This is a genomic window from Klebsiella sp. 2019SCSN059 (genome assembly GCF_021739525.1).
In the GTDB taxonomy this organism is placed as follows: Bacteria; Pseudomonadota; Gammaproteobacteria; order Enterobacterales; family Enterobacteriaceae; genus Klebsiella; species Klebsiella quasipneumoniae.
This window is the reverse complement of the sequence record NZ_JAKKOM010000019.1, coordinates 60,597-78,334: the sequence shown is the minus strand read 5'-3', so window position 1 is coordinate 78,334 and position 17,738 is coordinate 60,597. Positions and strand designations below refer to the sequence as shown.

Annotated in this window: 15 protein-coding genes; 8 read left to right on the top strand and 7 right to left on the bottom strand. The window is 59.3% G+C overall.

All coding sequences use genetic code 11. From position 1 onward, the window contains the following. Window positions 1–172: 172 nt before the first annotated feature. The 4 genes from phoH to efeU all read right to left on the bottom strand — a co-directional run bounded on the left by phoH (window position 173) and on the right by efeU (window position 4,763). Entirely contained in the window at window positions 173–961 is a 789-nt protein-coding gene (gene phoH, locus L2I46_RS18680; protein WP_002898923.1) for a phosphate starvation-inducible protein PhoH, read from the bottom strand. Between the two features lie 504 nt (window positions 962–1,465). Next, window positions 1,466–2,749, bottom strand: a complete 1,284-nt coding sequence (gene efeB, locus L2I46_RS18675; RefSeq protein WP_236948137.1) for an iron uptake transporter deferrochelatase/peroxidase subunit — start codon at window positions 2,747–2,749, stop codon at window positions 1,466–1,468. A 4-nt stretch (window positions 2,750–2,753) separates the two neighbouring features. Continuing rightward, on the bottom strand, window positions 2,754–3,881 hold the full coding sequence (gene efeO / locus L2I46_RS18670; protein ID WP_236948136.1) for an iron uptake system protein EfeO: 1,128 nt from the start codon (window positions 3,879–3,881) through the stop codon (window positions 2,754–2,756). Between the two features lie 51 nt (window positions 3,882–3,932). Continuing rightward, the gene (gene efeU, locus L2I46_RS18665) at window positions 3,933–4,763 is read right to left on the bottom strand and encodes an iron uptake transporter permease EfeU (RefSeq protein ID WP_032452417.1); all 831 of its coding nucleotides are present in this window, start codon (window positions 4,761–4,763) and stop codon (window positions 3,933–3,935) included. Between the two features lie 270 nt (window positions 4,764–5,033). Between efeU and L2I46_RS18660 the strand changes: the two genes are divergently transcribed. Further along, entirely contained in the window at window positions 5,034–6,218 is a 1,185-nt protein-coding gene (locus tag L2I46_RS18660; RefSeq protein WP_101861929.1) for a NupC/NupG family nucleoside CNT transporter, read from the top strand. A 31-nt stretch (window positions 6,219–6,249) separates the two neighbouring features. Here the strand turns inward: L2I46_RS18660 and L2I46_RS18655 are convergent, their stop codons facing one another. Together L2I46_RS18655 and putP are read right to left on the bottom strand one after the other, a co-directional pair. Beyond that, a complete protein-coding gene (locus tag L2I46_RS18655; protein ID WP_236948135.1) occupies window positions 6,250–6,684 on the bottom strand; it encodes a DUF3574 domain-containing protein in 435 nt (144 codons plus the stop codon). Window positions 6,685–6,818: 134 nt separating this feature from the next. Then, window positions 6,819–8,327: a sodium/proline symporter PutP gene (putP, locus tag L2I46_RS18650; RefSeq protein ID WP_236948134.1), complete on the bottom strand. Its 1,509-nt coding sequence runs from the start codon at window positions 8,325–8,327 to the stop codon at window positions 6,819–6,821. 421 nt (window positions 8,328–8,748) lie between these two features. Here putP and putA point away from each other — a divergent pair, with 421 nt between their 5' ends. Both putA and L2I46_RS18640 read left to right on the top strand, forming a co-directional pair. Beyond that, window positions 8,749–12,711: a trifunctional transcriptional regulator/proline dehydrogenase/L-glutamate gamma-semialdehyde dehydrogenase gene (putA, locus tag L2I46_RS18645; RefSeq protein ID WP_194859429.1), complete on the top strand. Its 3,963-nt coding sequence runs from the start codon at window positions 8,749–8,751 to the stop codon at window positions 12,709–12,711. 129 nt (window positions 12,712–12,840) lie between these two features. Next, the gene (locus L2I46_RS18640; RefSeq protein ID WP_072420444.1) at window positions 12,841–13,236 is read left to right on the top strand and encodes a lysozyme inhibitor LprI family protein; all 396 of its coding nucleotides are present in this window, start codon (window positions 12,841–12,843) and stop codon (window positions 13,234–13,236) included. Here the strand turns inward: L2I46_RS18640 and rutR are convergent. Further along, a complete protein-coding gene (gene rutR, locus L2I46_RS18635; RefSeq protein ID WP_004204508.1) occupies window positions 13,233–13,871 on the bottom strand; it encodes an HTH-type transcriptional regulator RutR in 639 nt (212 codons plus the stop codon). The two genes, L2I46_RS18640 and rutR, sit on opposite strands and share 4 nt — an antisense overlap. A gap of 284 nt (window positions 13,872–14,155) precedes the next feature. Between rutR and rutA the strand changes: the two genes are divergently transcribed. From rutA to L2I46_RS18610, 5 genes are read left to right on the top strand one after another with little or no spacing between them, the layout of a single operon-like run. Continuing rightward, window positions 14,156–15,247, top strand: coding sequence for a pyrimidine utilization protein A (gene rutA / locus L2I46_RS18630; protein ID WP_004204507.1), 1,092 nt, complete (start codon window positions 14,156–14,158; stop codon window positions 15,245–15,247). Continuing rightward, a complete protein-coding gene (gene rutB, locus L2I46_RS18625) occupies window positions 15,247–15,957 on the top strand; it encodes a pyrimidine utilization protein B (protein WP_086076567.1) in 711 nt (236 codons plus the stop codon). Before rutA ends, rutB begins: the two co-directional genes overlap by 1 nt. Further along, complete coding sequence (gene rutC, locus L2I46_RS18620; RefSeq protein ID WP_032455320.1) at window positions 15,950–16,342, top strand: pyrimidine utilization protein C; 393 nt, start codon at window positions 15,950–15,952, stop codon at window positions 16,340–16,342. Before rutB ends, rutC begins: the two co-directional genes overlap by 8 nt. Continuing rightward, window positions 16,339–17,142 (top strand): pyrimidine utilization protein D, encoded by an 804-nt coding sequence (gene rutD, locus L2I46_RS18615; RefSeq protein ID WP_085550671.1) that lies wholly within the window; start codon window positions 16,339–16,341, stop codon window positions 17,140–17,142. The genes rutC and rutD overlap by 4 nt, the downstream gene beginning before the upstream one ends. Further along, complete coding sequence (locus L2I46_RS18610; RefSeq protein ID WP_017901103.1) at window positions 17,139–17,729, top strand: malonic semialdehyde reductase; 591 nt, start codon at window positions 17,139–17,141, stop codon at window positions 17,727–17,729. The genes rutD and L2I46_RS18610 overlap by 4 nt, the downstream gene beginning before the upstream one ends. The last annotated feature ends 9 nt before the right edge of the window (window positions 17,730–17,738 follow it).

Here is a 17,738-nt window from a genome sequence, read left to right as displayed (position 1 = left end):
TAGAAAGGCGCTTATGTATAGCAAAGCAGATATTCTTGTATTACAGAGAAGAAATTCTATCACCTACAGCGATGGATCCCTCAAAACAGAAATTTTATCCGCACTTCAGTCTGTCGCAAAGATCAAAACAACAAAGCCCGGGCTAGCCCGGGCCTTGCTCACAGTATGACGCTCAATAATAGGCTTTCAGCGTCCGCTGGCAGAGGGCTGAGCGCACGCAGTCATCGGTGGTGAAACGCACGATGCCGATCATCTCGTCTTCCTCAAAACGCGCCAGCGCATCACTTAGGCCAGATCTCACACCAGAGGGCAAGTCGCACTGGGTGATATCGCCATTGACGATGACCGTCACGTTCTCCCCGAGGCGGGTTAAAAACATCTTCATTTGCGCTGCGGTCACATTCTGGGCCTCGTCCAGAATCACCACCGCATTTTCAAAGGTACGTCCGCGCATATAGGCGAACGGCGCGATTTCCACCTTGCCGATTTCCGGACGCAGGCAGTACTGCATAAAGGAAGCCCCCAACCTTTTCACCAGCACGTCGTAAACCGGTCGGAAATAGGGCGCGAACTTCTCGGCGATATCTCCCGGTAAGAAGCCGAGATCTTCGTCGGCCTGCAGAACGGGACGGGTAACAATAATTCTGTCCACATCCTTATGGATCAGCGCTTCCGCTGCCTTCGCCGCACTAATCCAGGTCTTGCCGCATCCGGCTTCGCCGGTGGCGAAAATCAGCTGTTTATTGTCGATGGCATTCAGATAATGCGCCTGAGCCTCATTGCGCGCCTCAATTGGGGAAGTATCACGGCTGTCCCGCGCCATGCCAATTGCTTCTACGCCACTCATTTGCACAAGCGATGTGACCGATTCTTCTTCACGCTGCTTATGACTGCGTGAATCCCGTCTCAGCACACGTTTTGCTTCACGACGAGCTTTGATCACTGCTTTTTGTCTTCCCATGGATAGCACCTTGCGTTGTAGGTTTACATCACACGCGTCAACATCGACGCGACTATGCGCACGAACGATTGAGGTTTGGCTTCCTTGTAAGCCATTGCTTGCCGGTAGAACTGACAACGAGTCGCGGCTACGCGCACCGCGTACCCTGCCAAGGTGATAATAATTCGAAGCGGAGGGAGAAAGAGTGAGAAAATCGCTGCCGGAAGCGGGGCTTCCGTGCTGAAGAGTACGGTCTGTGGTTTTACGTTGTCCGGTACGGGACCTTACCATTCGCGATCTCCATAGTGAAACGTCACACTGCCGGGAACTACCGCGTATGTAATAAGTACATCAAAAAAGATTCTTAATGCAACTTATTTTTCACAATGACGCAACAAATAGTTCTTAAGCAAGTGTAGGAGACTATCGGTCATTTGTATTACAGAAATATAACACATGGCAGGAAATATAAGAAAAATGAGAAAAACAGCAGAAAACGCCCTGCCCTTGCGGACAGGGTCGGTATCAGGCCTGCAGCAGCGTCTGTCCCAGGTAGTGCTTGTCATCCACTACGCCGGGTAAAACAAAGAAGTAGCCCCCGCCAATGGGTTTGACGTACTCCTCCAGCGCCTCGCCGTTAAGCCGTTTCTGCACCGTCAGAAAGCCCTTTTCCAGATCGTGCTGATAGCAAACGAACAACAGCCCCATATCCAGTTGCCCGGCGTTAGTGACGCCCAGCGAATAGCTGTAGCCGCGGCGCATCATCAGGCTGGACTGGGTTTCCTGCGTGCGAGGATTGGCCAGACGAATATGGCTATCCAGCGCGATCGTCTCGCCGCCAGGATCGTTGCTGTAATCCGGGGTATCGTGCTCGTTTTTCATCCCCAGCGGCGCTCCGGTGTGTTTGTCGCGGCCAAAGATCGTCTGCTGCTCTTTCAGCGGCGTCCGGTCCCAGAACTCGACGTGAAACTGGATGATGCGCGCCGCCTGATAGCTGCCGCCCACGGCCCAGGCCGGCTCGTCCTGATCCGCCGTTACCCACACGACCTGATCCATCAGCGCGCTGTCATGGCTCGCCGGATTAGCGGTGCCGTCTTTGAAACCCAGCAGGTTGATGGGGGTCTCTTTGCCTTTGCTGCGCGCCGCGCTATCGGAGATAAACCCTTCCCGCTTCCAGCGCACGCTGAGCAAATCCGGCGTATGTTTGATGACATCGCGCAGGGCGTGGATCACCGTATCCTGAGTATTGGCGCAGATCTGCAGCAGCAGGTCGCCATGGCACAGGGCGGCATCCAGCGAATCATTGGGGAAGCGAGTCATCGGCTGCAGTTTTCTCGGCACTTTATCCGCGAGACCAAAGCGCTCATCAAACAGCGAATGGCCGACCGAGACGGTGATGGTCAGGTTATCCGGGGCAATCCACGGCCCTAAGATGCCGGAATCCATCGGCGGCAGCCGGGGATTAGGCGTATCCGGCGCCGGGCCGCCGTGGGTTAAAAAGGCGATACGCTGGGTCAGCAGCCGGAACAGACGCTCGAGGTCGGCTTTATCTGACGCCAGCACGTCGAACGCCACCAGCATCATCGAGGCCTGCTGCGGCGTCAGAATGCCCGCCTGATGCCGGCCGTAGAATGGCTGTTTTTCCTGACGCGCGTCGGGTGCGAGCGTCCCGGGGGAACTTTCCGCTTTTGCCGCATGTGCCACCGGGCAGCCGCCGGTGATGGCCAGCGCGCCGCCAAGCGCGCCGATCCCTTTCAGTAAGCGACGACGTGACGGCTCGTTCACGTCGTGTGGTTTCTGTTGTGCCATCGACTTAGTCCAGACCCAGGATCCCGCGCAGCTGAGCCAGATCTTCCGCCAGGGTGGTGATCGGCCCTTTCAGCGCATTACGGTCAGCGGTGGTCAGCTTATCGTAAGTTTCGAAACCGTCTTTGGTGCGGTATTTGCTGAGGATACTGTCCACTTTCTTAAAGTTGGCGTCCACTTTCGCCAGCAGCGCGCTGTTCTCTTTTTGCAGCTGCGGGCGCAGCAGGTCGACAATTTTCTGCGCGCCGTCAATATTGGCCTGGAAGTCCCACAGGTCGGTATGGCTGTAGCGATCTTCTTCACCGCTGATCTTGCTGGCCGCGACTTCTTCAATTAATCCTGCCGCACCGCCCACGACTTTTGACGGCGGGAACGCCAGCTCGCTGATGCGTTTTTGCAGCTCCAGCACATCGCTGTTCAGCTGATCGGCATATTTTTCCATGCCCTTGACGCTGTTATCGCCAAACAGCGCCTTTTCCAGACGGTGGAAACCGGTGAATTTCGGATCTTCCGCTTTTTTCTCGAAGTCGTCTTCGCGGGCGTCGATGCTGCCGTCAAGGTCAGAGAACAGCTCGGCGATCGGCTCGATGCGCTCGTAATGCTGGCGCGTCGGGGCGTACAGCGCTTTCGCTTTCTCGATATCGCCCGCTTTCACCGCGTCGGTAAAGGCTTTGGTGCCGCTGACCAGCTGCGCGGTTTCCGCCGTCACATAGGCTTTGTAAGCGGTGATCGCTTCGCCGAGGCTCAGCACCGCATCGGCTTTCGCCGCGTCTTTGGTGGGGGCGCCGGTGACGATCAGTTTGCCTTTCGGGTTGGTGAGCAGGCCGCAGGTCATGTCATATTCGCCCGGCTGCAGGTTCGCGGTGAGCTTCTGGGTAAAGCCCGGCGCGATGTTCTCACGCTCTTCCACCACCATGACCCCTTTCAGAATCTCCCACTCCAGCGCTTTCTGGCTGTGGTTCTGAATAATAAACTGGGTTTTACCCGCGTTAACGGTCACCTGCATCGGCTCGCACTGTTTATCGTTGACGGTGACTTTGACCTGCGGGATATCCGCAGCCTGAGCACCGAATGCAGAGCAGAGCAGCGCAGCCACGGTCACCCGCAGCGCATTACGGCGAAAATGAATCATCATGATCATCCCTTTCGGTAAGTAGAGTGTCGCTTATAAGCTCGCAGCGCCCGGTCAGGCAGCCCGCGAGGCAGTCGTATTATTTCGCGGCGGCAGCGCAAACAGCACCAGCGCCGGGATCAGATAAAGCAGATAGACAGCCACTTCGCTGACGCTTGGCGTCTCCTGGTAGCCGAAGATCCCTTCCAGCAGCGTGCCGAACAGCGTATGCGTCGACAGCACAGCGCTCAGATCGAAGGCGGTCTCCTGGAACAGGTTCCACAGGCCCGCCTCGTGGAAGGCGCGGATCGCCCCCGCGGCCAGGCCAGCGGCCACCAGCAGGATAAACAGGCTGGTCCATTTGAAGAACACGCCGAGGTTGAGACGGATACCGCCCCAGTAGAGCAGGAAGCCCAGCACGATAGCCGTGGCCAGCCCCAGCAGCGCCCCCAGCGGCGGCCAGATGCCGACATCCTGCTGGAATGCCGCCAGCAGAAAGAAGACCGACTCCAGCCCCTCACGGGCGACCGCGAAAAAGACCATCATCACCAGCGCCCAGCCATGGTGATTGCCGCGCTGTAGCGCCTTGTCCACGGCCTGCTCCAGCTGCTGCTTGACGTTGCGTGAGACATTGCGCATCCAGAAGACCATCCACGTCAGGATCACCACTGCGATGACCGCGACGATCCCTTCGAACAGCTCCTGTTCACGCTGAGGAAATTCACCGGTGGTTTCGTTGATAAAAATGCCTAAGCCAAGACACAGCGCCGCCGCGAGGATCACGCCAATCCACATCACGCCAATCCAGTTGCCGCGCTGGGTGCGTTTCAGATAGCTGGCGATCAGGCTGACAATCAGCGCCGCCTCCAGGCCTTCGCGTAACATAATGAGAAATGGGACAAACATGCCAATACCCTTAAATGTAAAGCACCGTCAACGAATGCAAAAACAGGTAATATTTATGATAGTGATTATCATTACAATACTCAGAAACACAAGCAAAATGTGCAGAGAATGATGATCAGTTGTAAATAAATCGCTGGCAAATAATGACTTATGAAAATATTCGCCTGTTATGAGGGAAAAGAATAAGCAAAGGATTTTTTACGTCAGATATTTACCCGTCGCAGCGGCTATGGCTAAATGGCGGCCTTATTGACCTGCGAAAAGAACAACATGACTGCATTTTTTCATTTCCTGCTGGCGCTGGCGGTGATCCTCGCCCTGGCCTGGCTTGTCAGCTATGACAGACAAAAAATTCGTATTCGTTATATTCTCCAGTTGATTATTATCGAAATAGCGCTCGCTTTCTTTTTCCTGCACGCCGAAAGCGGCCTGTGGCTGGTGAAAAATATCTCCGGCTTTTTTGCTTCGCTATTAGGCTTTGCCGCCGAAGGGACCAATTTCGTCTTTGGCGGCATGAGCGAAAAAGGCTTAGCCTTTATTTTCCTTGGCGTCCTGTGTCCGATTGTGTTTATTTCCGCGCTGATTGGTATTCTCCAGCACTGGCGGATCCTGCCGATTTTTATTCGCATCATTGGCACCCTGCTGTCGAAGGTCAACGGCATGGGTAAGCTGGAATCTTTTAACGCCGTCAGCTCACTGATCCTCGGCCAGTCAGAAAACTTCATCGCCTACAAAGGCGTGCTGGGCGACCTCTCCTCGCGGCGTCTGTTCACCATGGCGGCGACGGCCATGTCGACCGTATCGCTGTCGATCGTCGGCGCCTATATGACCATGCTGGACGCCAAATATGTCGTCGCGGCGCTGATCCTGAATATGTTCAGCACCTTTATCGTGCTGTCGGTGATTAACCCGACGCGGCCGGGCAGCGAGCAGGAAATAAAGCTGGAGAAGCTGCATGAATCGCAGAGTTTCTTTGAAATGCTCGGGGAATATATTCTGGCCGGCTTTAAGGTGGCGATGATTATTCTGGCGATGCTGATCGGCTTTATCGCGCTGATCAGCGCCATTAACGCGCTGTTCGCTACCCTGTTTGGCCTCAGCTTCCAGCAGATCCTCGGCTACGTCTTCTATCCGCTGGCCTGGCTTATCGGCATTCCGCTGAGCGATGCGCTGAACGCCGGCAGCATCATGGCCACCAAGCTGGTCGCGAACGAATTTGTGGCGATGATTGAGCTGCAAAAGATTGCCGCCAGCATGACGCCGCGCGGGCTCGGCATTCTCTCGGTCTTTCTGGTGTCGTTTGCCAACTTTGCCTCGATCGGCATTATCGCCGGAGCGATCAAAGGCCTGAATGAACCGCAGGGCAATATCGTCTCCCGCTTCGGCCTGCGGCTGGTGTATAGCGCCACGCTGGTGAGCCTGCTTTCGGCCAGCTTCGCCGGGCTGGTGCTGTAAGACAAACGGCGGGGCTGCCCCCGCCGTTAACTCAGAACTGTACGCAGACCGGCTGGTCGACACGCATCACCGACTCCTGCGCGAACCGTGATTTATAGCCCTGGCGCAGCGCCTCAATACCGGCCTCGCTCTGCGCGTCGTTGCCATGGATCACCATCAGCGCCTTACTCTGCTCCCGCACCACCTGTCCATTCTGGCCCAGCCACTGGCCGCGAGCGTCAAACACCGTCAGCCCGTCGCGAAAACGCGGCGTGATGTCGCGGTCGACAAACTGTTGCCACTCATCAGGGGTGATGTCTTTCCCCGCCGGGCGGCTCAGGCCGAAGTAAAGCGTGGTTTGCACCATGGACTGATCCGCCGGGCAGGCGCCGGGCTTCGGCGCGCTGGTCGACGAACTTCCACCCGCCGCGCAGCCGCTGAGTAACCCTGCCAGCACCAGCGCCATTGCACCCTGTCTGAACGTCATCTTTGCTATCCTCATTGTTATTAGTCAGGAAATATCAGCGGATTTTCAAATAATTAGCAAGGGTTATAATATTCCGGCCCGGCAACAGGCAAAAAAAAGCCCGCCAGCGGCGGGCTCGTGAACATCAGTTGATCTTACTCAGCCGTGGCGCGTACCGGCGGCGGCGTATGGTAGTGGGCATCCGCTTCGGCGAAGCGCTGCTGCATGCTGGCCGACGGCGCTTTATCCAGCAGGCTAAAGACCACGATCCCGATGCTGCCGAAGACAAAGCCCGGAATAATTTCATACAGGCCCAGCCAGCCAAACTGCTTCCAGACGATCACGGTCAGGGCGCCAATCACCATCCCGGCCAGCGCGCCGTTACGGGTCATGCGCGACCACATCACCGAGAACAGCACCACCGGACCAAAGGCGGCGCCGAAACCGGCCCAGGCATAGCTCACCAGACCCAGCACGCGGTTTTCCGGATTGGCCGCCAGGGCAATCGCCACCAGGGCAACCACCAGCACCATCATCCGGCCCACCCACACCAGCTCTTTCTGACCGGCGTTTTTACGCAGGAAGGCTTTATACAGGTCTTCGGTAATCGCGCTGGAGCAGACCAGCAGCTGACAGCTCAGAGTGGACATCACCGCCGCCAGAATCGCCGACAGCAGGATCCCGGCAATCCATGGGTTAAACAGGATTTGCGCCAGTTCGATAAACACGCGCTCGGCGTTCTGGTTAACCGCGCCCGCCAGGCTCGGGTTGCTATTGAAGTAGGCGATACCAAAGAAGCCGACGGCCACCGCCCCGGCGAGGCAGAGGATCATCCAGGTCATACTAATGCGACGCGCGTGGACGATGCTGTGGTGCGAATCCGCCGCCATAAAGCGCGCCAGAATATGCGGCTGACCGAAATAACCCAGCCCCCAGCCCATCAGCGAAATAATCGCCACGAAATTCAGCCCTTTCAGCATGTCGATATTTTCGATGCTCTTTTGCTTAATGACTTCCAGCGAATCGCCAAAGCCGCCTACGGAAAAAATCACGATCACCGGGGTGAGGATCAGCGCGAAAATCATCAGGCTGGCCTGCACGGTATCCGTCCAGCTGACGGCGAGGAAGCCGCCGACAAAGGTATAGATAATCGTCGCCGCCGCGCCGGCCCACAGCGCGGTTTCATAACTCATGCCGAAGGTGCTTTCAAACAGACGCGCCCCCGCCACAATTCCCGAGGCGCAATAGATGGTAAAGAACAGCAGAATAACCAGCGCTGAAATAATTCTCAGCACCCGGCTTTTATCTTCAAAACGGCCGGTAAAATAATCGGGCAGCGTCAGGGCGTTATTATTCACCTCGGTATGCACGCGCAGGCGCCCGGCTACCAGCTTCCAGTTAACCCACGCCCCCAGCGTTAAGCCGATGGCGATCCAGCTTTCGGAAATCCCGGAGAGGAAAATGGCGCCCGGCAGGCCCATCAGCAGCCAGCCGCTCATGTCCGAGGCGCCGGCGGAAAGCGCGGTCACAAATGGCCCCAGACTGCGTCCCCCGAGAATATAATCATCAAAGTTTTTGGTCGAACGCCAGGCAATAAACCCTATCAATACCATACCAAGAATATAAATAATAAATGTCACCAGCATCGGTGTGCTAATAGCCATGCAAAGTCTCCAGAATTTTTATCGACAGCGTCCAACTTCGTCGTTTTTTTCCACTACCGGAACGGGGTAATGGCGCATTGTTTAATTGGGCGACCGTATCCTGACGGAAGCTTCGGTTTTTCACAAACGATTTAACACAGCATTTACACGAAAAACCGACGGCGCAAAACGTCAATTTGCGAGAGGTTGCACTCTCTCACGTTTTTAAAGGTTGCACCAAACAAAAGTGTTAACTCACGCATACAAATACCCTATGAGCCCGGGGTTAAAATTCTGCTATTTTAGGCACTATTTTTAACAAATCCGCCATTTCACGGCTTTCGTCACACGCCTCAATTAACAAGGTTGCACAAAGTTGCAACATAGTGGATATTTCCAGGCAACCGCATAAGCCTAACGATAAATGACAGGAGTTTTGAGCATGGGCACCACCACCATGGGTGTTAAGCTTGACGACGCAACCCGCGAGCGCATTAAATCCGCCGCGAGCCGCATTGACCGCACGCCGCACTGGCTGATTAAGCAGGCCATCTTCAACTATCTGGAAAAGCTGGAGAACGACGAAACGCTGCCCGAACTGCCGGCGCTGCTCTCCGGGGCCGCCAATGAAAGCGATGAAGCGGGTTCCCCGGCGGAAGAGCCGTATCAGCCGTTCCTCGAATTCGCCGAGCAGATCCTGCCGCAGTCGGTAAGCCGCGCGGCGATCACCGCCGCCTGGCGTCGCCCGGAAACCGACGCGGTGCCGATGCTGCTGGAGCAGGCCCGACTGCCGCAGCCGCTGGGCGAGCAGGCGCATAAGCTGGCGTATCAGCTGGCGGAAAAACTGCGCAACCAGAAGACCGCCAGCGGCCGCGCCGGCATGGTGCAGAGTCTGCTGCAGGAGTTCTCCCTCTCCTCACAGGAAGGGGTGGCGCTGATGTGCCTGGCGGAAGCCCTGCTGCGTATTCCGGATAAAGCCACCCGCGATGCGCTGATCCGCGACAAAATCAGCAACGGCAACTGGCAGTCGCATATCGGCCGCAGCCCGTCGCTGTTCGTCAATGCCGCCACCTGGGGGCTGCTGTTCACCGGCAAACTGGTCTCCACCCACAACGAAACCAGCCTCTCACGCTCGCTGAACCGCATCATCGGCAAGAGCGGCGAACCGCTGATCCGCAAGGGCGTGGATATGGCGATGCGCCTGATGGGCGAGCAGTTCGTCACCGGGGAAACCATCGCCGAAGCGCTGGCTAACGCCCGCAAGCTGGAAGATAAAGGTTTCCGCTACTCCTACGATATGCTCGGCGAAGCGGCCCTGACCGCCGCCGACGCCCAGGCCTATATGGTCTCTTATCAGCAGGCGATCCATGCCATCGGCAAAGCTTCCAACGGCCGCGGCATTTATGAAGGCCCGGGCATCTCCATTAAGCTCTCGGCTCTGCACCCGCGCTATAGCCGCGCCCAGTATGACCGGGTGATGGAAGAGCTCTATCCGCGTCTGAAATCGCTGACCCTGCTGGCGCGCCAGTATGACATTGGCATTAACATCGATGCTGAAGAGGCCGACCGTCTCGAGATCTCCCTCGACCTGCTGGAAAAACTGTGCTTCGAGCCGGAGCTGGCGGGCTGGAACGGCATCGGTTTTGTTATTCAGGCCTACCAGAAGCGCTGCCCGTTCGTCATCGACGCGCTGATCGATCTCGCCACCCGCAGCCGTCGTCGCCTGATGATCCGTCTGGTGAAAGGCGCCTACTGGGACAGCGAAATCAAACGCGCGCAGATGGAAGGTCTCGAAGGCTATCCGGTCTACACCCGCAAGGTTTACACCGACGTCTCCTATCTCGCCTGCGCGAAAAAGCTGCTGGCGGTGCCGAACCTGATTTATCCGCAGTTCGCCACTCACAACGCCCATACTCTGGCGGCTATCTACCAGCTGGCGGGCCAGAACTACTACCCTGGCCAGTATGAGTTCCAGTGCCTGCACGGCATGGGCGAACCGCTGTACGAGCAGGTGGTGGGCAAAGTCGCCGACGGCAAACTGAACCGGCCGTGCCGGATCTACGCTCCGGTGGGCACCCACGAGACGCTGCTGGCGTATCTGGTGCGTCGTCTGCTGGAGAATGGCGCCAATACCTCCTTCGTCAACCGTATCGCGGACAATACCCTGCCGCTGGACGAGCTGGTGGCCGACCCGGTCAGCGCGGTGGAAAAACTGGCGCAGCAGGAAGGCCAGGCCGGTCTGTCGCACCCGAAAATTCCGCTGCCGCGCGATCTCTACGGCAGCGGCCGGAGCAACTCCGCCGGTCTGGATCTGGCTAACGAGCATCGTCTGGCCTCCCTCTCCTCTTCCCTGCTCAACAGCGCCCTGCATAAATGGCAGGCATTGCCGATGCTGGAGCAGCCGGTGGCCGAAGGCGAGATGCAGCCGGTGGTCAACCCGGCGGAGCCGAAGGATATCGTCGGTTACGTCCGCGAAGCCAGCGATGACGAAGTGCAGCAGGCGCTGACCAGCGCTATCAATAACGCGCCCATCTGGTTCGCCACCCCGCCGCAGGAGCGCGCCGCCATTCTTGAGCGCGCCGCGGTGCTGATGGAAAGCCAGATGCCGACCCTGATGGGGATCCTGGTGCGCGAAGCGGGTAAAACCTTCAGCAACGCCATCGCCGAAGTGCGCGAAGCCGTTGACTTCCTCCACTACTACGCCGGTCAGGTGCGCGACGATTTCGATAATGAAACCCACCGTCCGCTGGGTCCGGTGGTCTGCATCAGCCCATGGAACTTCCCGCTGGCGATCTTCACCGGGCAGATTGCCGCCGCGCTGGCGGCCGGCAACAGCGTGCTGGCGAAACCGGCGGAGCAGACGCCGCTTATCGCCGCTCAGGGCGTGGCGATCCTGCTGGAAGCCGGCGTGCCGCCAGGGGTGATCCAGCTGCTGCCGGGCCGCGGGGAAACCGTCGGCGCCGCGCTGACATCCGATGAGCGCGTGCGCGGCGTGATGTTCACCGGCTCCACCGAAGTGGCCACCCTGCTGCAACGCAATATCGCCAGCCGCCTCGACGCTCAGGGACGCCCAACGCCGCTGATCGCCGAAACCGGCGGGATGAACGCGATGATCGTCGACTCGTCGGCGCTTACCGAGCAGGTGGTGATCGACGTCCTGGCTTCCGCGTTCGACAGCGCCGGTCAGCGCTGCTCCGCCCTGCGCGTCCTCTGCCTGCAGGAAGAGGTAGCCGACCACACCTTAACCATGCTGCGCGGCGCGATGAGCGAGTGCCGGATGGGAAATCCCGGCCGCCTGACCACCGATATCGGCCCGGTTATCGATGCGGAAGCGAAAGAGAATATCGAACGCCATATTCAGACGATGCGCGCCAAAGGCCGCACCGTCTATCAGGCGGTGCGCGAGAATAGCGAAGACGCCCGCGAATGGAACCACGGGACCTTTGTGCCGCCGACGCTTATCGAACTCGACAGCTTCGACGAGCTGAAAAAAGAGGTCTTCGGCCCGGTGCTGCACGTGGTGCGCTATAACCGTAACGAGCTGGACAAACTGGTGGAGCAGATTAACGCTTCCGGCTACGGCCTGACCCTCGGCGTACATACCCGTATCGACGAGACCATCGCCCAGGTCACCGGCAGCGCGAAGGTGGGCAACCTGTACGTCAACCGCAATATGGTTGGCGCGGTGGTCGGCGTGCAGCCGTTCGGCGGCGAAGGGTTGTCCGGTACCGGTCCAAAAGCCGGCGGTCCGCTGTACCTTTACCGCCTGCTCTCCAGCCGTCCGCAGGGCGCGGTTGGCGTGACCTTCGCCCGCCAGGATGCAGAGCGTCCACTGGACGCCCAGCTGAAAACGCTGCTGGAAAAACCGCTGCAGGCGCTGCAGCAGTGGGCGGCGGGCCGTCCTGAGCTGCAGGCGCTGTGCCAGCAGTACAGCGAGCAGGCGCAAAGCGGCACCCAACGCCTGCTTCCGGGACCCACCGGCGAGCGCAACACCCTGACGCTGATGCCTCGCGAGCGCGTGCTGTGCGTGGCGGATAATGAGCAGGATGCGCTGATCCAGCTGGCGGCTGTGCTGGCGGTCGGTTGTGAAGTGCTGTGGCCGGACAGCGCCCTGCAGCGCGATCTGGCGAAGAAACTCCCGCGGGACGTCAGCGAGCGGATCCGTTTCGCCAAAGCGGATCAGTTGCCTGGCCAGGCCTTCGACGCGGTTATCTATCACGGCGACTCCGACCAGCTGCGCGAGCTGTGCGAGCAGGTGGCGGCGCGCGACGGGGCGATTGTCTCCGTGCAGGGCTTCGCCCGCGGCGAAACCAATCTGCTGCTGGAGCGGTTGTACATCGAGCGTTCGCTGAGCGTCAACACCGCGGCGGCAGGCGGTAACGCCAGCCTGATGACCATCGGCTAAGACGGGCTCCCCGGTGGCGCTGTGCGCCGCCATCCGGGAAATCGGCGATGCGATCAGCTAATGACAGCCGACGTCAGCTGTGCTTAATTAAGGCTCCCGGACGGGAGCCTTTTTTATGGGAGCAGAACAATGAAACGCATGTTATTTGCCGCGGCGGTCTTGCTGGCCAGCGGCGCGGCGCTGGCGGACGAGTGCAGCAACGCCAACACCCAGACCGAAATGAATCAGTGCGCGGCCGCGCAGTATCAGGCAGCCGACAAAAAGCTGAACGACACCTGGCAGCAGGCTCTGCAGCGTGCGGTGGGTAAACAGCAGACATTACTGAAGCAGGCCCAGCAGGCATGGATCGCCCTGCGCGACGCCGACTGCGCTTTCCTCGCGTCCGGAGCCGATGGCGGCAGCATGCAGCCGATGCTGGTGAGCCAGTGCATGACCGATAAGAGCGTGGAGCGGGAATCTTTCCTCGCCTCGCTGCTACAGTGCGAGGACGGCGATCAAAGCTGCCCGCTGCCGCCGGCCAATTAACGGACGCGAATGCCTTCGATAATCATCCGCTGGACATTATCGACCGTTTGCTCAAAAAAGGCCGCGTCCTGCAGCGTGGCGCCGGTGACCGCCTCCACCTGGGTGGCGAAGTCGGCGTAATGCTGGGTAGTGGCCCAGATCATAAAGATTAAATGCTGCGGATCGACCGGCGCCAGCTTGCCGCGGTCGATCCAGCCGGAAACAATCGCCGATTTCTCATCGACCAGCGCTTTCAGATCCCCGGTCAGTTCGCCCATCAGCAGCGGCGCGCCCTGCAACATCTCAAGGCAGAAGAGCTTCGAGGCCTGGGGGTGATCGCGGGACACCTCCAGCTTCAGACGAATATACTCGCGGATCGCCACCAGCGGGCTGATATCCTCGCGAAAGGCCTTCAGCGGCGCCAGCCAGATGGCGAGGATCTGCTGCAGAACGGCCACGTACAGCGCCTCTTTCGAAGGGTAGTAATAGAGCAGATTGGTTTTCGACACCCCGGCGCGCTCAGCCACCTGCTCCAGTCGCGTACCGTGAATACCAAATTGCGAAAATGCCTCCAGCGCGGCGGCCAGAATGGCCTCCTTTTTGGCGCTGACCGCTTGTGAACGTTTGCCGTTTTTCTTCACCGCGCCCTGTGCCATACATCCTCTCCTTCAGTTGACGCCACCAGCATAGCAAAAGCCCTTCGCCGACACGACCCCATGCACCCTGATTGCGCATGACTGCCGTTTTTTCGTGCACTGATTTTGACCATCCAGTCCACTTTTTTATCGTCCTTTTTAGCAACCCAATAGCAACACATTAATAACATTAGTATTTATAAAACTGGCATCGCGTTTGCTTTACCTCTTCTGCGAGGTGGTCCAGGGAGAGGCAGGATGCCGCGCCACCGCAACCCATCTTCCATGACTGTAGAGAGGTAGGTATGAAAATTGGTGTTTTCGTTCCCATTGGCAACAACGGCTGGCTGATCTCCACCCATGCCCCGCAGTATATGCCGACCTTCGAACTGAATAAGGCTATCGTACAGAAAGCCGAGCACTACCATTTCGACTTCGCGCTCTCCATGATCAAGCTGCGCGGCTTCGGCGGGAAAACCGAATTCTGGGATCACAACCTGGAGTCCTTCACCCTGATGGCCGGCCTGGCCGCGGTGACCTCGAAGATCCAGATCTACGCCACCGCCGCCACCCTCACGCTGCCGCCGGCGATCGTCGCCCGGATGGCCTCCACCATCGACTCCATCTCCGGCGGCCGGTTTGGCGTCAATCTGGTGACCGGCTGGCAAAAACCGGAATATGACCAGATGGGCATGTGGCCGGGGGATGACTATTTCGCCAGCCGCTATGACTATCTCACCGAATACGTTCAGGTGCTCCGCGACCTGTGGGGCACCGGGCGCAGCGATTTCAAAGGCGACTACTTCACCATGAACGACTGCCGGGTCAGCCCGCGCCCTTCGCAGCCGATGAAGGTGATCTGCGCCGGGCAGAGTGACGCCGGCATGGCCTTCTCCGCCCAGCACGCCGACTATAACTTCTGCTTTGGCAAAGGGGTCAACACGCCAACGGCCTTCGCGCCGACCGCGGCGCGCATGATGCAGGCGGCGGAAAAAACCGGCCGTGACGTAGGCTCCTATGTGCTGTTCATGGTGATCGCTGACGAAACCGACGAAGCGGCGCGCGCCAAATGGGAGCACTACAAAGCGGGCGCCGATGAAGAAGCGCTGGCGTGGCTCACCGAGCAGAGTCAGAAAGACACCCGCTCCGGCAGCGATACTAACGTGCGCCAGATGGCCGACCCCACCTCGGCGGTCAATATCAACATGGGCACCCTTGTCGGATCGTATGCCAGCGTCGCCCGTATGCTTGATGAAGTCGCGAGCGTGCCCGGCACCGACGGCGTGCTGCTGACCTTTGATGATTTTCTTGCCGGCATCGACGCCTTTGGCGAACGCATTCAGCCGCTGATGCGCTGCCGGGACCATATTGCTCCTGTTACCCGTGAGGTGGCCTGATGATTACCCTTCCCGCTCGCCCGGAATCCCTGACCTTCCCGCCGCAGCAGAGCGCGCTGATTGTTGTCGATATGCAGAACGCCTACGCCAGCCTCGGCGGTTATCTGGATCTCGCCGGATTTGACGTCTCCGCCACCCGGCCGGTTATCGACAATATTAATACCGCCGTCGCCGCTGCCCGCGCCGCGGGCATGCTGATTATCTGGTTCCAGAACGGCTGGGATGACCAGTATGTTGAAGCCGGCGGCCCGGGCTCGCCGAACTACCATAAGTCCAACGCGCTGAAAACGATGCGTCAGCGCCCGGAACTGCAGGGCAAGCTGCTGGCGAAAGGTGGCTGGGATTATCAGCTGGTGGACGAGCTGACGCCGCAGGAAGGCGACATCGTGTTGCCGAAACCGCGCTACAGCGGCTTCTTTAACACTCCGCTCGACAGCATTTTGCGCAGCCGCGGTATCCGTCATCTGGTGTTCACCGGGATCGCCACCAACGTCTGCGTCGAATCGACGCTGCGCGATGGTTTCTTCCTCGAATACTTCGGCGTGGTGCTGGAGGATGCTACCCATCAGGCCGGACCGGCCTTCGCCCAGCAGGCGGCGCTGTTCAATATAGAAACCTTTTTCGGCTGGGTCAGCGACGTCGAGAGCTTCTGCCGCGCGCTGTCCCCTGCCACCCCGCTGTCTTTAGCCAAGGAGAAACGTTATGCCTAAACAGGTGATTATTCCGCCAGGCACCACCACGCCGATTGCCCCCTTTGTTCCGGGGACGCTCGCCGATGGCGTGATCTACGTCTCCGGCACTCTGCCGTTTGATAAGCAAAACAATGTGGTGCACATCGGCGACCCAAAGGCGCAAACCCGCCACGTGCTGGAGACCATCAAGTGCGTTATCGAAACGGCGGGCGGGAGTATGGCGGATGTGACTTTCAACAGCATCTTTATCACCGACTGGACAAATTACGCCGCGATTAACGAGGTTTACGCCGAGTTCTTCCCCGGCGATAAACCCGCGCGCTTCTGCATTCAGTGCGGGCTGGTGAAGCCCGATGCGCTGGTGGAAATCGCCAGCGTCGCCCATATCGGCACCCCGACATGATGAGGCTCAATATTGCTCAGGCCCCATGGCCCGGCGCGCCGGTGGTGGTCCTCAGCGCAGGTCTGGGCGGCGGCGGCGGCTACTGGCTGGCGCAGCGCGCGGCGCTGGAGGAACAGTATCAGCTGGTAAGTTATGACCATAACGGGACCGGGGAGAACGCCGGTCCGCTGCCCGCCGACTACAGCATGGCGACGATGGCCGGGGAGCTGTTCAGCGCTCTGCAGGCGGCGGGGATCGCCCGCTTCGCGCTGGTGGGCCACGCGCTGGGGGCGCTGATTGGCCTGCAGCTGGCGCTCGATCGCCCCGAGGCGGTGAGCGCCCTGGTGCTGGTCAACGGCTGGCTGTCGCTGTCGCCGCACACCCGCCGCTGCTTCCTGGTGCGCGAGCGTCTGCTGCATGCCGGCGGCGCGCAGGCGTGGGTCGAAGCGCAGCCGCTGTTTCTCTACCCGGCGGAATGGATGGCCGCGCGCCTGCCGCGCCTCGAAGCCGAAGATGCGCTTGCCATCAGCCATTTTCAGGGCAAGGAGAACCTGCTGAAGCGGCTGCAGGCCCTGAAGCAGGCTGATTTTTCCCGTCGCGCGGCGGCCATCGCCTGCCCGACGCTGATGGTTAGCGCCGCTGACGACCTGCTGGTCCCGGCCTCCTGCTCCCGCGTGCTGCAGACGGCGATCCCCGGCAGCCAGCGCGTGGAAATGCCGTGGGGCGGGCATGCCTGCAACGTCACCGACGCCGATACCTTTAATACCATTTTACGCGACGGGCTGGCCGCTATGCTGCCGGTCGCCAGGGAGACCCGATGAACGACGCGATAAACCAGACGGCCTGCGAGACGCTGTTTACCCAGGCCCGGACCCACAACGGCTGGCTGGATAAGCCAGTGAGCGATGCGCAGCTGCAGGCAGTCTGGGACCTGATGAAAATGGGGCCGACTTCCGCCAACTGTTCGCCGGCGCGCATCGTGTTCGTGCGCAGCGCGGAAGGCAAAGAGAAGCTCCGCCCGACGCTCTCCAGCGGCAATCTGCAGAAAACCATGCAGGCGCCGGTGACCGCCATCGTGGCGTGGGACAGCGCCTTTTACGACCGGCTACCGACCCTGTTTCCCCACGGCGATGCCCGCAGCTGGTTCACCTCCAGCCCGCAGCTGGCGGAAGAGACGGCGTTTCGCAACAGCTCCCTGCAGGCGGCGTATCTGATTTTCGCCTGCCGGGCGCTGGGACTCGACACCGGGCCGATGTCCGGTTTCGATCGGGAAAAAGTCGATGCAGCGTTTTTCGCCGACAACGGCTGGAAAAGCAACCTGCTGGTGAACATCGGCTATGGCGACCCCGGCAAACTGTATGGCCGCCTGCCGCGTCTGTCCTTTGATGAAGCCTGCCTGCTGGCATAAGGAGTTGGC

What these genes read in the sequence shown, in the direction of transcription:
- L2I46_RS18660 (WP_101861929.1), top strand. Translation starts at nt 5,034, where the DNA reads ATGACTGCATTTTTTCATTTCCTGCTGGCGCTGGCGGTGATCCTCGCC.
- rutD (WP_085550671.1), top strand. Translation starts at nt 16,339, where the DNA reads ATGATGAGGCTCAATATTGCTCAGGCCCCATGGCCCGGCGCGCCGGTG.
- L2I46_RS18610 (WP_017901103.1), top strand. Translation starts at nt 17,139, where the DNA reads ATGAACGACGCGATAAACCAGACGGCCTGCGAGACGCTGTTTACCCAG.
- putP (WP_236948134.1), bottom strand. Translation starts at nt 8,327, where the DNA reads ATGGCTATTAGCACACCGATGCTGGTGACATTTATTATTTATATTCTT.
- L2I46_RS18655 (WP_236948135.1), bottom strand. Translation starts at nt 6,684, where the DNA reads ATGACGTTCAGACAGGGTGCAATGGCGCTGGTGCTGGCAGGGTTACTC.
- efeO (WP_236948136.1), bottom strand. Translation starts at nt 3,881, where the DNA reads ATGATGATTCATTTTCGCCGTAATGCGCTGCGGGTGACCGTGGCTGCG.
- rutB (WP_086076567.1), top strand. Translation starts at nt 15,247, where the DNA reads ATGATTACCCTTCCCGCTCGCCCGGAATCCCTGACCTTCCCGCCGCAG.
- putA (WP_194859429.1), top strand. Translation starts at nt 8,749, where the DNA reads ATGGGCACCACCACCATGGGTGTTAAGCTTGACGACGCAACCCGCGAG.
- efeB (WP_236948137.1), bottom strand. Translation starts at nt 2,749, where the DNA reads ATGGCACAACAGAAACCACACGACGTGAACGAGCCGTCACGTCGTCGC.
- rutA (WP_004204507.1), top strand. Translation starts at nt 14,156, where the DNA reads ATGAAAATTGGTGTTTTCGTTCCCATTGGCAACAACGGCTGGCTGATC.
- phoH (WP_002898923.1), bottom strand. Translation starts at nt 961, where the DNA reads ATGGGAAGACAAAAAGCAGTGATCAAAGCTCGTCGTGAAGCAAAACGT.
- L2I46_RS18640 (WP_072420444.1), top strand. Translation starts at nt 12,841, where the DNA reads ATGAAACGCATGTTATTTGCCGCGGCGGTCTTGCTGGCCAGCGGCGCG.
- efeU (WP_032452417.1), bottom strand. Translation starts at nt 4,763, where the DNA reads ATGTTTGTCCCATTTCTCATTATGTTACGCGAAGGCCTGGAGGCGGCG.
- rutR (WP_004204508.1), bottom strand. Translation starts at nt 13,871, where the DNA reads ATGGCACAGGGCGCGGTGAAGAAAAACGGCAAACGTTCACAAGCGGTC.
- rutC (WP_032455320.1), top strand. Translation starts at nt 15,950, where the DNA reads ATGCCTAAACAGGTGATTATTCCGCCAGGCACCACCACGCCGATTGCC.